The sequence below is a fragment of the Ruegeria sp. AB9 genome (assembly GCF_056542585.1).
Genome location: NZ_JBQGAA010000004.1, coordinates 1 through 13775, shown reverse-complemented (window position 1 = coordinate 13775; position 13775 = coordinate 1). Strand labels below are relative to the sequence as shown.

Sequence of the window (13775 nt, the reverse complement as noted above, 5' to 3'; positions counted from 1 at the left end):
TCCATTGGATTGGTTGGGCCCTGCCGAAGTTGAAGCCTTGAAGCTCTCTCTGCGCGTGTCCTTCTGGGCGACGCTGGCGACTTTGCCATTTGGAATATTTGTAGCTTATGTTTTGGCGCGTTGGCGGTTTCCCGGCAGGCAGGTTTTGAATGGTCTGGTGCATTTACCTTTGATCCTGCCGCCGGTGGTCACTGGCTACCTGTTGTTGCTGACCTTCGGGATTCAGGGGCCGCTGGGCCGGCTTCTGGCCGAGTTCGGGATCGTCGTGGCCTTTCGCTGGACAGGTGCGGCGCTCGCGGCCGGGATCATGGCGTTCCCTTTGATGGTCCGGGCGATACGTTTGTCGATCGAAGCCGTGGATCCAAAGCTGGAACAGGCAGGAGCCACACTGGGCGCGTCGCGCCCGCTGGTGTTTCTCACGGTGACCTTACCGATGATTTTACCCGGCGTCATAGCCGGGGCCATTTTGGCTTTCGCCAAAGCCATGGGTGAATTCGGTGCGACGATTACCTTCGTGTCAAATATACCGGGACAGACGCAAACATTGCCTTCGGCTGTTTACGCCTTTTTGCAGGTCCCAGGCGGCGAGGCCGCTGCGACCCGGCTGGTATTGATCTCGATCGTCATCGCGATGAGCGCTTTGTTGCTGTCGGAATATGTGGGACGCCGCGCCGCAGCGAGAGTGGCTGGATCATGAGCCTGTCTGTTCGGTTACATCACCATCTGCCGGGGATCGATCTGGACGTCAGTTTTGATGCACCACCGGGCGTGACGGTGCTTTTTGGGCGCTCTGGATCAGGCAAGACCACCATCGTCAACGCAGTTGCGGGGTTGGTGCGGCCCCAGATGGGCCGGGTGGCAGTAGATGACTGGGTTTTATTTGACACAAAACGGGCGCACTGGCTGCCGCCGCATCGGCGTCGATTGGGGTACATTTTTCAGGAAGGTCGGTTGTTCCCCCATCTGACAGTGCGCCAGAACCTTGCTTATGGCAGATGGTTCGCCCCGAAAAACACACGAAGGGAAGACCCCGACAAGGTCATCGACATGCTGGGTATCGGTCACCTTCTGGACCGCAGGCCTGCCGGGTTGTCAGGCGGCGAGAAACAACGCGTGGCTATCGGGCGGGCCTTGTTGGCAAGCCCTAGGCTGATTCTTGCAGATGAACCTCTGGCGGCGTTGGACGATGCTCGAAAGGCGGAAATCCTGCCTTATTTCGAACGTCTCAGGGATGAGGTTTCGATTCCTATCCTCTATGTGACCCACTCGGCTGCTGAAGTGGCCCGATTGGCAACGTCCGTTGTTGCGTTACAGGACGGCAAGGCCGTTCGTCACGGGCCCGCATCCGAAGTTCTTGCTGATCCGTCGGTGGCCCCTGCGGGCGTCCGTGCCGTTGGGGCCGTGTTGGAAGTTCAGGTCCTGAAACACCATTCCGATGGGTTGACGGAATTGAACGCCAACGGCGCTCGGTTGTTTCTGCCTCGCATCGCGCACGAAGTCGGAGCTCAGTTGCGTATTCGCATACCCGCTCAGGAAGTGATCCTGTCTAACCAAAAACCCGAAGGGCTGTCCGCGCTGAATGTGCTCAGAGGCACTGTCGACTCGATCCGGTCGGGCGAGGGGCCGGGTGCGATCGTGTCCGTAAAGACCCCTGCGGGCAATGTGCTGGCGCGGGTCACGCGCCGATCAGTTGCGGCGCTGAACCTGCAGCCGGGCAGCACATGTCACGCAGTGATCAAGACAGTCGCTTTGGCCCCGCAGGATGTCGGTGGGCGCATTGTGACCGAAAATTAATCTCAGGCGAGCGCGCGAGCTTCGTGCTCGCGCAGAATCAACCGGGCTGCGCGCCCGAACCCGGTATGATCAGAAGCCGGCCTATCCGGGAAAATTGCAGCCAGTTCCCGCAATGCGTCAGAGGACAGCGTATACAGGGCCTCTTCCCCCAGAAACAGGCTTTCGGCCGGCGTTCCTTCGGCGCTCAGGATTTCATGCCGATCCAGCAGGATGTGGAGATATTCGATCGTTTCAATCGATGTATCAATGTCTATTCCAGGCCATCCGCACAGGTGTTTTGCTGCAACCAGCACTTCGGTTGCTCCAAAAAACAACTCGACCTTGGGCCCCTTCACCAGAATGCGGTGCTGCTGCGATACCAGCAGATCCCTGGAGGGCGTTTTCGGACCCAGACTGCCTGCGGAAATACGAACGGGCCGCATCGCCGGTTCATCGCATAATCGTTCGGGTGCAATCGTACTGCTTTCGATCCATCGAATGGGTTGCAGCCCGTGATCGGCGGTTTCCACTTTGTGCCCCACGCTCAGTGTTTCTATGGCGCGAGGGCCGTCTTCCGTTTCGATCAGAGTTCCGGCCGCAAAACAGACACCTTCGATCGTAATGGAAACTTGTACTGGGCCGCCGGAATACGTGCCGAATTGAAATGTGCCCGAAACGCTGATGAAGAAAGAGTCAGTTGCAATTTCACCTTTATCCAAACCTGCGAAAAACGTCGGATCGACGGTATAGGTCCATTCCCCCGTGTCGGGATCTATTGTGGCCGTGCCGTTTGCGGGAGGTGTTGAAATCACCCAGTCTTGGGTGATCGCGTTGAAATTCCCGTTATTCAGCGTGGGTTGTCCCATCTCTACATTGGGCGGGAATCCAGTCACGTTACCGGTCAGTTCGCCCGTGATCGGAACAGTAATCGAAACCATTTATTCGCGGCCCTGCTGTAGCACCTGTGCAAATTCCTTCTTCCGATACAGGCGCATATGGATCTCGCCTGCCTCATCCCGCTTCCATTCGACAATCCGGTTGCGTGTCATGTCGCTGTCCATCCGGTTAGTGCGCACACGAGGATGCGGGATTTCCTGTTTGAGGATATCAACAATTTGACTGGTCTGTCCAAATGGGGCCACCAGATCAACAATCCAGAAAGAAGGCCCGCTGGTGAAGTCTGAGTCCGTCAGGGGTTTTTCTTTCACTGCATAGCGGAGCTCGGCCTCGGGGCTGAGCCCGGCAAATGTGACAAAGCCGCGGGGGAATCCGTTCTGTCGGAAGATCTGGTACTGGCCCAGGCGAAACGGAGTTTCGAATGCATACAAAACCTGCGCCAGACTGCGTTTCTGATGTGTTTTCGTCAGCCCCGCCAGATAGAACATCGCACCCAGATCGGCATATTTCTCGGGTGTGAAATCGAACCAGTCTTTTGGAAAGCTCTTGCTCAACGGGACAGCCAATACCTTGATGTGAACCGAAATCTCACAATCAGTGTACCGCTTTCCCTCAATATGGGTAGAGGAAATTCCCTGATGCAGTCGACGTGCGCGTATAACAGGCTTGTCGCACTTTACTCGCAAGTCGCCCCGACTATGGTAATGGTATCGGAACCCTTTTTTCGGGATACCTGAATCATGCGCGTTGTTAAGATCATTGCCCCTGCAATACTGGTGTTGGTGCCTGCTCTGGCTGAGGCCGTTGGCTTCGGCCTGTCTGTCAGGCCGCAATTCCGTACCGAGATCACGCCTCTGCCGGACGGTGTCTACGAGGTTAAAGCCGTCGGGTCATCAGCGCCCGTCAACTATTGGTGCGGTATTGGAAATTATGCGATCCGCGCGCTGGGCGTTCCAAACAATCAGCGGATATACATCTGGCGGGCCTATGAACCCGGTGTCCGAACCGTGCAATTCTCGCTGACCCCGCCGCCGGGAGCGGATACCAAGCCGGGGTATTCCATCACCGTCAGGAAGGTTGGGGCAAACATGTCGGCCGTGTCCGCGCAGAACTACTGCTATGACAACTTCATCATGGATACGTTCTGAGCGTCAGACCCATTTCGCCATCGGCGGCAGGCTCATCAGAACGGCATCCGGGTCATGTCCGGTTTCCAGCCCGAATTTGGTTCCCCGGTCGTAGACAAGGTTGTATTCCGCATAGAGACCGCGGTGCACCAGCTGAGCGGTTTTGTCGGCATCCGAGAAGCCCTGTATGCGCCGCTTTTCAACCAATGGCAGGAAAGCGGGTAGGAAAGCCTGTCCGATATCCTGCGTCAGAGCGAAATCCGCTTGCCAGTCCCCGGTGCAAAAATCATCCATGAAAATCCCGCCCACGCCTCGTGCACGTTTGCGGTGGGGGATATAGAAATACTCATCTGCCCAGTCTTTCAAACGCGGATAATGCCCGGGGCCATGCGGGTCCAGATGAGCCCTTTGGGTGTCGTGGAAATGCGCCGTATCCTCATCATATTCGATGCAGGGGTTCAGGTCTGATCCGCCGCCGAACCACCATGCATGCGGGGTCCAGAACATTCGTGTGTTCATATGCACGGCCGGGACATGCGGGTTCTGCATATGCGCCACCAGACTGATCCCCGAAGCCCAGAACCGCGGATCCTCGGTCATTCCGGGGATGCCTTTGCGCGCTGCCATTGCCTGTTGCGCACGTTCCCCCAGTGTGCCGTAGACGGTTGAGACATTGACGCCGACCTTCTCAAAAACACGGCCGCCGCGCATGACCGACATAAGCCCACCGCCTGCGTCCGATCCGTCCTCGGATTGGCGTTTGGTTTCCTTGACCTCAAACCGGCCGGATTTCGCGTCAGAGAACGGGCCGGTGTCGTGGCTGTCTTCCAAAGCTTCAAACGCGGCAACAATGCCGTCGCGCAATTGGCGAAACCAGGCAGAGGCGGTGGATTTTTCTGTATCGAACATAAGGCTTAATGTGCAGGTGCTGCGACAGGGTCAAGCAAGGTACGACCGCCATCGATTGTCAGGATCTGGCCCGTGATGAACCCGGCTGCATCGGATGCCAGATACTGCGCGGTTTCCGTCAGCTCGGTCGCCGACGCGATACGGGCAAGTGGTGTGTGCTTTTCGATATCGTCGCGGAAATCGCGGTTTTCTTTCAGCGTCGATTGCAGCGAAGCACTCATGACCGAGCCGAGCGCGATCGAATTGACCCGGATGCGGTTTGGCGCCAGCGCCACGGCCAAAGACCGGGTCATCTGATCCAACGCTGCCGTCGAAACGGAATAGGCCATCAGGTCCGGATGCGTGCGGCGGGCTGCAATGGACGACAGGTTGATGATCGACCCCGCCGGGTTTTCATCGTCATCCCCGGCTTGTTTTATCATGCGTTTTGCGGCCAATTGGCTGAGTCTCAGGGCGGGCATCAGGTTCTGGTTCAGCAAGGTGCGCATCGAGTCGTCATCGGGGTCCAGCGGATCAGACGGGATCACCTGACGCGCGCCGTTGATCAGAATATCCACCTGATCAAAGGCGTCCAATGTTGCCGATAGCAGGTTTGCAATGGTCAGCTTTTCACGCAGGTCGCCTGCGAAATAGCGGATGTTGCCGTCCTCGGCCTGTTCGCCCAGCTCATCGACCAGGCGTTTTTCGTCCATGTCGGCGAACATGACATTTGCACCTGCATCCGCGAAATGCCGCCCTATGGCCAGACCGATGCCGTTGGCCCCGCCTGTTACGATTGCTGTTTTGCCTGCGATGGAAAAGGACATCCGAATCCTCCTGAATTGGGGGCAGGTTAGCTGGCCTTATCGCCGAGGGCGAGAGGCCTGAAACACCTTGAACCGGTTGTCGCCGGCGACTTCATCGACCTGAGCGAAATATTCGTTCAGAGTTGTCTCATAGGGAAGGTGGCGATTGGCGACCATCCATAGGGTTCCGTTGCGCGTCAGATTGCGGGCCGCTGCAGTAATGAAACCTTGTCCCAGTGCCGGGTCGGCGCTGCGTGAGGTGTGAAACGGAGGGTTCATTACCACAGTGTCGATGGGCTCAGGCGCGGTCCAGTTGACAGCATCGGACCAATAAAACTGAGCCCTTGGGTCCGATGCATTGATGCGCGCACAGGCGAGAGCCGCGTGGTCTGCTTCGATCAGATGCACGGATTTCATCCCGTCGCGCTTCAGTATCTCTGCGGATAAATACCCCCAACCCGCACCCAGATCAGCCAGCCGTGGCCCGAGCTTGGCAGGCAAAGCTTTCAGCAACATGGCCGAGGCGGGATCGATCCCGTCTGCCGAAAACACCCCCGGCGCTGTATGGTATCCATCGACCACCTGCGCGTTTGGCGCGGCCCAGTCGGCAAAGGTGTGAGCATCTGCTCGAAACCAGAAAATCTTGCCATGCGCTTTTGAAAGCGGACCTTCGACAGCAACACGTTTGCGCACATCTTTCAAAATGCTGTCCACTCCATCTGTCTTGGCGCCATCAATCACGACAACGCCTTGGGCTCGCGAATTAGCCTGATGGATCATCGCCCGTGCCAGCGCCTTGGCGCGTGGCAAAAACACGATTGCGTCCCGACAAGGACCATCTGTTTCGGGCACCGTGTCAAAGCCTTGCGCAGCAAAATGGTCGTGAAAAGGCCTGAACGGTTGCACCACCTGCGCTTTATGGGGAAACGCTGACAAATCATGGTCTGGCACAGGGCAGATCACGCTAAGGGGCAGCGACAGCGACAGGCCGTTTTGCAAAGCAAGTTCCAAACGAGGGGACATGGGCAATTCCGGCAGAAAGTGGGTGAGCGTCAGGCGAAAAGCCCTATTCTTCGCGTTCCATGGTGCATTGTAGTGGGTGCTGGTGCCTGCGGGCAAAATCCATCACCTGGCCAACTTTTGTCTCGGCAATCTCATGACTGAAGACGCCGACGACGGCCACACCTTTTTTATGCACGGTCAGCATGATTTCGAACGCCTCTGCGTGGGTCATGCCGAAGAATCGTTCCAGCACATGAACCACGAACTCCATCGGAGTGTAATCGTCGTTCAGCAACAGCACCTTGTACAAAGGTGGACGCTTGGTTTTTGGGCGCGTCTGCAGCAGGACGGACGCGTCATTGTCGTCGTCCGGTTCCTCAGACATCATCCAGGTCTTTTCCAGCATCGTAGGCTACTGTCCGATTCAGGCTTGGGGTTTATCTTGGCGCTTATATAACGTGGGCATGGCCGGTGAAAAGAGCAAGCGGACGTAAACAGGATGACTAAAAAGCTGACGACAATCGGTTTCGATGCGGATGATACCCTTTGGCATAATGAGCGGTTTTTTCAGCTGACACAGGCGCATTTTGCCGAATTGCTGGCCAATCACGCTGACCGGGACCATCTGATGGAGCGCCTTCTGGCGGCGGAAAAACGCAACCTTCGTCATTACGGCTATGGCATCAAGGGTTTTGTACTGTCGATGATTGAAACCGCTATCGAGGTCACGGATGACCGCGTTCCGGCCTCGGTTATTCGGCAATTGATCGAAGCTGGGCAAGAAATGCTGGCCTATCCGATCGAGCTGTTGCCCCATGCTCGCGAAGCCGTAGAAGGCATGGCCGACTTTTGCCGGGTTGTTTTGATCACAAAGGGCGACCTGATCGATCAGGAGCGCAAACTGGCTCAATCCGGTCTGGGCGATCTGTTCGACGCGGTGGAAATCGTGTCGGAAAAGACGCCCGATACGTATCGGGCCATATTTGAGCAGTACGGTGATGGCCCGGCGGCCGCGATGATGGTGGGCAACTCCATGCGGTCGGATGTCGTGGCCCCGATTCAGGCCGGGAGTTGGGGGGTTTACGTCCCACATGGCCTTGTCTGGGAGGTGGAGCATGCTGATGCCCCGGTCGACAGCCCCCGATTCCGGGAGTTGAGGGATTTAGGCGAGCTGGCCGATCTGGTGCGCGACCTGAAGTGATGTTGCCTTTTGGCCGCAGTTTCACAAAAACCCTGCCGGGCACGGGCGAAGTTCTGCCTTAATCGCGCATCTGGTGGGCTCTGAGCTGGTTCTGTCTAGATATAGTCCTGTTCGGACAGCGTAACGAAACCGCGAAAAGCTCAGCTTTCAGTTTATTTCATAGGGTCTCTGTGATAGCCTTGTGGGTAATAAAACAATTATTGCTGACCGGGAAAACCCGGCGGCGCGAGGCAGACAGAGGCAAAGATCGTGCAGATTCGGCGGACAGTTCCGGCCCGAATGGGCTTATTCCTTATAGCGGTGCTATGTGTGCTGGCCTTTGCGCCGCTCAAATCCATGGCGGCACCTTACGCGGCAATGGTGATTGATGCCCGAACCGGAGAGGTTCTGCATTCGCGCAATGCTGACACACGGTTGCACCCGGCGTCGCTGACCAAGATGATGACGCTTTATATTGCGTTCGAAGCGGTGCGAAACGGTGAAATCACGCTGGATACCCAGGTGCGGATCACCAAGAAGGCAGCGGCTGAACCGCCGTCGAAGCTGGGCCTGCGCTCGGGCCAGACGATTGCATTCCGATATCTGATCCGTGCTGCGGCTGTGAAATCGGCAAACGATGCGGCCACGGCCATTGGTATTGCCATCAGCGGATCCGAAGCGGCCTTTGCGCGACGCATGACCCGGACCGCCAAAGCAATGGGTATGAGCCGCACGACCTTCAAGAACGCCCATGGTCTGACCGAGTCGGGGCATCTGTCCACCGCGCGCGACATGACCACGTTGGGGCGGCATCTGCTGTATGATTATCCGCAATACTACAATCTGTTCTCGCGCCAATCGACGAATGCCGGGATCAAAACCGTTCCCAACACCAACCGCCGCCTGCTGGCCGCTTACAAAGGTGCCGATGGCATCAAGACCGGGTACACTCGTGCGGCGGGCTTCAATCTGGTGGCTTCGGCGAAACGCAAGGATGAACGCATCATCGCAACCGTCTTTGGCGGAAAATCCGGAGCCTCAAGGAATGCCAAGGTTGCGGAACTTCTGGATATGGGTTTCCGTCGTGCCCCGTCGCGCGCCCCTATTCGCAAACCTGCCCGCCCGACCTACGCGGGCAATGTCGGGCTGGGTGGCAGTACGCAGGTGGCAAGCGTGAGCGGGGCGCCAAAATCCAGCCTGCGCCCGATTGTGCGTCCGAGTGCGGCAACGCAAGTCGCAAGTGCGGTTGTCGCAGCAGCCGATGAGAACAGCGACCGCATTACCATCGGCATAGCTGCGGCCATTGCCGAAGCCGATATAGCACCAACTGCGCCGCCTGTGGAAACATCTGACACCCGTCCGGCATTGCGCCCTGACAATCTGGTGCTGGCCTCGACTGATACCACCAAACAGCCAGAGCCCGAGCAGGAGGTGGTCACGCGCTTGTCTTCGTCAGGTGGGCATCTGTGGGGCGTCAATGTGGGTCGCTATACCACGCGATATGAGGCCGAGAAGATTTTGCTGAAAACCGCATTGTCGGAAATGACCACGCTGGAAGGCACGTTGCGCAAAGTGAACCAAAGCTCGCGTGGGTTCGACGCAACCTTTCAGGGCATGACCCGCGAACAGGCCGATTTGGCCTGCCGCCGTCTGCAAGCCCGCAACGTCACCTGTTTCATGATCGGGCCATCATAAGGCTCGGCATATTCTCTCCTGAATGGGTCTGGGCTGCGGTGTTCCGCAGCCCTTTTTTCAATCGAAAACGTGCCCGTGCTGGTATTGTTCGTCTTGCCCGGCAGCAGCCGTCAGGGCGGCGACATTGTCTTTGGTGAAGAACCCGTCATACTTGTGACATCGCTCGATATATTCGGTGATCAGCAGCGTATGCTTTGAATGTTTCGAGAAGATCTGTTTCAGATTCGGATCGTCTTTGCACTCGCCCACCACATGAGCCAGGAATGGCACGCCCTTGTCCTTCAGGGTGTTCACCACGAAATCGACGTTCTTTTCCCCGGCGCCGTGATCGCCGTCTTGTATCTCGACGGCCATGTGATGCAGGCGGCGGCCGAAATTACGCACAAAATCCTCGGTCGGCATTGGCAGTTTGGCGAAAGAGTTGACAAAGGATGGCGTGTTATTTGCGGTGAAAACCTTGGCCGGGGACTTCTTGTCATCGTTGACATTGCCGTTGCGGTTCACGTTGGTCGACGAGTTCATGTCGAAGATGTTGTAGGCCCCCCAGAAATAATAGGGCACCATGGTCAGGAACTCGAGGATTGCATCCTCGCGCTCACCCGCCAGTACGCGCGTCGCAAGATGGTCTATACCCAACATGAGCGGGGCGATCTTGCTGTCTGATCCGAAGTCTGCCGCCTGTCTCAGGCGGGCCTGTTCCGCATCGCTGAGCAGCACGCGATCCCCAAGACCAAGGCTGTCGGTGTCGTTAAAGTCGTGGGTCGAATACCCAATCCGGTTACACGTGAAATCGGATGGGGTGGTGAATCGGAACCCTTCCGATGTGTAGAATGGGTTCTCGGTGTCCCCGGAATACTCGAAGCGAATGTTCTGATCCTCAAGTGTTCCGGTCAATGCGTTCAGATCACAAGCGGCGAAAACCTCGCCAACATAGCGCGTTTGCGGCGTATTGCGCGCCAGAGGGTACATGCGATTGATGCGAGGAATGAAATCTTCAAACCCCGGGCTGAGCGGGGCCATAAGGATCAATGCCGGGTAATCGGGATGCGAATGCAGGACCGAGAATCTGTGAGTTTGCCCCAGATAGCTGGCGGTGTGACGATAGGGCGTCATCACATAAAGCTCGACCATTGTTTCGAAAACCGCATCTGGTTCGACCTGAATGATGATGGCCCGCATTGCGCCGACCTGATCCGCAATGCCCGCGCTTGTCCGGCGTTCATATATCTTCGGAAGGTACTCGTTGAAAAAGTCCGAGTTCTTCTTGTCCCCCCTGGGCTGATAAGACATCAGATCAAATGACATTCGACGACCTCCTTGCGCTTGCCCGCTGCGGGTCAAGGTATTGTTTGAAATTGTAGTATTCAGAACATGCACTTGCCCACCATGCTAGGCGCTGTCGCCTGTACGGGCAACAGTCGTGAATTAAGAGTGCAGATGTTAAAGCGGGGTGGCTAGCGGATGAATTTCGTGACCTCGACACCGCCGCCAATCAGGCTTTCGCGAACTGAACGCGCGATCTGAACCGCGGTGGGTCCGTCCCCGTGCAGGCAAATTGTGTCGATTGATGTCTCCAGCCGCTCGCCGCTTTCTGTGATGATCGCGCCTTCGCGCACCATGTTCAGGATACGTGGCCCGGCGACATCGGCGTCGTGGATCACCGCGCCGGGCAGGCTTCGGTCAACCAACGTGCCGTCGTCATTATAGGCACGGTCGGCAAAAATCTCGCCCACCCATTTGCACCCAAGCTCGCGCACGGCCTGTTCCTGTTTGGTTACCGCAAGTACCATCACGATGATGTCGGGGTCGACGTCCAGTGCAGCCTGATAGCACGCTCGCGCCATATCGATATCGACCGAACACATATTGGCCAGTGCGCCATGCAGCTTTAGATGACGAACTCGGGTGCCAACCGTCTTGGCCATGCCCATAGCTGCGCCCAACTGATACCGCACCAGGTTGCAAAGGTTGTCATGAGACAGCTTCATGTTGCGACGACCAAAGCCTTGCAGGTCGGGAAACCCGGGATGCGCGCCGATGCCAACATTGTTTTCGGCAGCCAGCTTCATTGTCGATGCCATCACATCCGGATCACCTGCGTGAAAGCCGCAGGCAATATTGGCGGAAGTGACAATTTTCAGCAGGCTTTCGTCATCGCCCATTTTCCAGGGGCCAAAGCTTTCCCCCATATCGGCATTCAGATCGACGCTTGGCATTGGCACATCTCCTTAGTCGGTGGCAGAGATCACTCCGCCGATCAATTGGTAGGACAACAGGTCCGGTATGTCATGCGGGTCACGCACCAGCGCCTCGACTTTTGATGGCAGTTTCGCAAGGTCTGACAGAAAAACCCTGTGCAATTCGGTGGCCTGATCCATGCTGACGAATTCGAACCTGATTGCTCCGCCTGCGGGTGTCTGTGCTGCCCGGGGCAAGTCGCAGGGCAAAACGGTTGCGATGCGGGGATACCCACCCGTGGTCTGACATTCCGGCAGCAGGATGAACGGGTCTCCGGTACCGGTCATCTGGATATCGCCGGGGGTGATCACCTCGGACAATATGTTCAGCTGGCCCGAGGCTGCAAACCCGTCGCCGTTGCTGTCTACCTGCATCCCCATCCGATTGGCGCGCGCGCCACGGCGGAATTCGGTGCGGGCAAAACGCTCAAGGGTCGCCTCATCAAACAGAGACGTCTGAAAGCTGGCCACAACACGCAGCACGCCGCCTGAAAAGCGTTCGAAAGGGGTCAGTTTCAAACCGGCGTCGCCTGCGTCCGGAGCACAGGTCAGCTTGTCACCGCTCTGCACCGCCCTTCCAATCCGGGCAGTCAGATGCGCGGATCGCGATCCCAGAAAGACTTCGGATTCAATTCCGCCCACCAAGTGTAGATAGCCGTAGTTGCCTTGCAGGGCGGCGCCAATGACCAACCGTTGTCCTGGCTCCATGAGGTGAGATGCGTTCCAGGTCACGGGGCTGCCATCAATACTTGCCTGCATCCGGGCACCGGTCAAAGCAATGCGTATGTTCTGTGTGGCCTCAAACTCGCCACCCACTCCGGCCATTTCCAGCGCGGCGAGTTCCGGGCTCTGACCGAGCAGCGCAGCTCCTTCATATAGGGCCAGAGTGTCAGCGGCACCGGACCGGGACAGGCCCTGGTCCAGATAACCAGTGCGCCCTTGATCCTGGATGGTGCATGCCGAGCCAATCTGGTGGACGATCAGGCTCATTGCGTAATCTCCTCGCAGGTTGCTCCGCCTGTACCATCCTCGTTGTTGGCTCTTATGTGTTCCAGGTCTTCGCGGGAAACGGGCTCGAACATCAGTTCATCCCCGTGTTTGAGGGCAAAAGCCTCTTTCAGCTCGGGTTGGAAACACCGAAAGGCGGTTTGCCCTACATGTCGCCATCCGGTTGGGGTCGGTCCGGAAAACAGAACGAATTGAGAGATCGCCAGAACCAGAGCACCCTCGGGAACCATGGGGGTCAAGGATTGCAGTCGTGGAATATTGAACTCAGGACCCAATGGCCCAAGGTATGGCTGCCCGGGGGCGAACCCGATTGTCAAAACCCGCACGCGGGATTGTCCAAGCCGTCGTATTGCTTCTTCCGGTGTCAGACCGGCAGCGGCAGCGGCATCGTCCAACTGAGGCGCAAGATCGGTGCCATAAACAGTCGGAACGCGCCACAACCTGCGACCTGTTGGCAGTGGCGTGTTGTACCAGTCCTTTTGGTCAACCAGGTCCTGAAGCTTGTGCAACATCTGCTGATGGGTAATGCATTGCGTGTCGAACCGAACAAAAGCCGATCCCAATGAAGCTGAAGATTCGGTGACCTCTGTCCATTGAAGCTGATCCACTTCGGATCGAAACGCCAGCGCCGCGCGGTTTGCAGCTTCAGACATTGAGTCCGCGAACGTAACAAGCGCTCCGTCATATCCGACGGTTCTGACCAGAGGATACTGAAGGTGGCGCGCCATGTCTGTCTCGCTACTGAAACCGAAAAGGAATTGCTGCGACCAGAACGCATCCCGTTGGGATGTGCAAGATAGGTGTTCAGAATGTCAGCGCTCTGAAGGTGCAGTCGGAGTTATATGAGGCATTCCGACTCGGCATGGTCCGAATTCTGTCGTTGAAGGTTTTCGATGCCGAATCCAGTGGAGTCCCGAGTCGATTCACTGGTTTGAGTCGCGCAGCCTTGTGTCCAGTATTGGTCGACTCCCTATATATGGTAGTTTCACCTTTTGCCTCTCAAGATGCTCAAAGGTTACCACTGGAGAAAAGTTTCAATTGGCATAATGGATAGGTCCCTCGTTGCTAGGCAACCTATTGGTTTTAAAGTATTTTTGTGGAAACTTCAAAAAAATGCTCAGCAACGTCATTTTCTGCTTGCGGCTTGGTGTGGTTATACTTA

The 13775-nt window shown here is 56.9% G+C and carries 15 protein-coding genes; 5 read left to right on the top strand and 10 right to left on the bottom strand.

The annotated features are described in order from the left end of the window. Window positions 1-4: 4 nt before the first annotated feature. The gene (gene modB / locus ACR0K5_RS11610) at window positions 5-697 is read left to right on the top strand and encodes a molybdate ABC transporter permease subunit (protein WP_480629815.1); all 693 of its coding nucleotides are present in this window, start codon (window positions 5-7) and stop codon (window positions 695-697) included. Continuing rightward, window positions 694-1794, top strand: a complete 1101-nt coding sequence (gene modC, locus ACR0K5_RS11605) for a molybdenum ABC transporter ATP-binding protein (RefSeq protein ID WP_480629814.1) — start codon at window positions 694-696, stop codon at window positions 1792-1794. The genes modB and modC overlap by 4 nt, the downstream gene beginning before the upstream one ends. 2 nt (window positions 1795-1796) lie before the next feature. Here the strand turns inward: modC and ACR0K5_RS11600 are convergent, their stop codons facing one another. Continuing rightward, complete coding sequence (locus ACR0K5_RS11600; protein ID WP_480629813.1) at window positions 1797-2711, bottom strand: Hint domain-containing protein; 915 nt, start codon at window positions 2709-2711, stop codon at window positions 1797-1799. Continuing rightward, window positions 2712-3224: a toxin-activating lysine-acyltransferase gene (locus tag ACR0K5_RS11595; protein WP_480629812.1), complete on the bottom strand. Its 513-nt coding sequence runs from the start codon at window positions 3222-3224 to the stop codon at window positions 2712-2714. Window positions 3225-3410: 186 nt separating this feature from the next. Here ACR0K5_RS11595 and ACR0K5_RS11590 point away from each other — a divergent pair, with 186 nt between their 5' ends. After that, entirely contained in the window at window positions 3411-3818 is a 408-nt protein-coding gene (locus ACR0K5_RS11590; protein WP_480629811.1) for a hypothetical protein, read from the top strand. 3 nt (window positions 3819-3821) lie between these two features. Here ACR0K5_RS11590 and hemF read toward each other — a convergent pair whose 3' ends face one another. The 4 genes from hemF to clpS are packed head-to-tail and all read right to left on the bottom strand — an operon-like array spanning window position 3822 to window position 6899. Then, entirely contained in the window at window positions 3822-4706 is an 885-nt protein-coding gene (gene hemF / locus ACR0K5_RS11585; RefSeq protein ID WP_480629810.1) for an oxygen-dependent coproporphyrinogen oxidase, read from the bottom strand. A gap of 5 nt (window positions 4707-4711) precedes the next feature. Next, window positions 4712-5512, bottom strand: a complete 801-nt coding sequence (locus ACR0K5_RS11580; protein WP_480629809.1) for an SDR family NAD(P)-dependent oxidoreductase — start codon at window positions 5510-5512, stop codon at window positions 4712-4714. 36 nt (window positions 5513-5548) lie between these two features. Beyond that, complete coding sequence (locus ACR0K5_RS11575) at window positions 5549-6514, bottom strand: class I SAM-dependent methyltransferase (RefSeq protein ID WP_480629808.1); 966 nt, start codon at window positions 6512-6514, stop codon at window positions 5549-5551. Window positions 6515-6557: 43 nt separating this feature from the next. Next, complete coding sequence (clpS, locus tag ACR0K5_RS11570) at window positions 6558-6899, bottom strand: ATP-dependent Clp protease adapter ClpS (protein ID WP_480629807.1); 342 nt, start codon at window positions 6897-6899, stop codon at window positions 6558-6560. A gap of 93 nt (window positions 6900-6992) precedes the next feature. Here clpS and ACR0K5_RS11565 point away from each other — a divergent pair, with 93 nt between their 5' ends. Continuing rightward, window positions 6993-7694, top strand: a complete 702-nt coding sequence (locus tag ACR0K5_RS11565) for an HAD family hydrolase (protein WP_480629806.1) — start codon at window positions 6993-6995, stop codon at window positions 7692-7694. A 279-nt stretch (window positions 7695-7973) separates the two neighbouring features. Next, window positions 7974-9368: a D-alanyl-D-alanine carboxypeptidase family protein gene (locus tag ACR0K5_RS11560; RefSeq protein ID WP_480629805.1), complete on the top strand. Its 1395-nt coding sequence runs from the start codon at window positions 7974-7976 to the stop codon at window positions 9366-9368. Window positions 9369-9425: 57 nt separating this feature from the next. On the opposite strand, the gene ACR0K5_RS11555 is transcribed toward ACR0K5_RS11560, so the two are convergent. The 4 genes from ACR0K5_RS11555 to ACR0K5_RS11540 form a co-directional block, all read right to left on the bottom strand. Next, a complete protein-coding gene (locus tag ACR0K5_RS11555; RefSeq protein WP_480629804.1) occupies window positions 9426-10673 on the bottom strand; it encodes a hypothetical protein in 1248 nt (415 codons plus the stop codon). Between the two features lie 149 nt (window positions 10674-10822). Further along, window positions 10823-11584 (bottom strand): LamB/YcsF family protein, encoded by a 762-nt coding sequence (locus tag ACR0K5_RS11550; RefSeq protein WP_480629803.1) that lies wholly within the window; start codon window positions 11582-11584, stop codon window positions 10823-10825. A gap of 12 nt (window positions 11585-11596) precedes the next feature. Beyond that, on the bottom strand, window positions 11597-12595 hold the full coding sequence (locus ACR0K5_RS11545; RefSeq protein ID WP_480629802.1) for a 5-oxoprolinase subunit C family protein: 999 nt from the start codon (window positions 12593-12595) through the stop codon (window positions 11597-11599). Further along, window positions 12592-13341, bottom strand: coding sequence for a 5-oxoprolinase subunit B family protein (locus ACR0K5_RS11540; RefSeq protein WP_480629801.1), 750 nt, complete (start codon window positions 13339-13341; stop codon window positions 12592-12594). Before ACR0K5_RS11540 ends, ACR0K5_RS11545 begins: the two co-directional genes overlap by 4 nt. Window positions 13342-13775 lie beyond the last annotated feature (434 nt).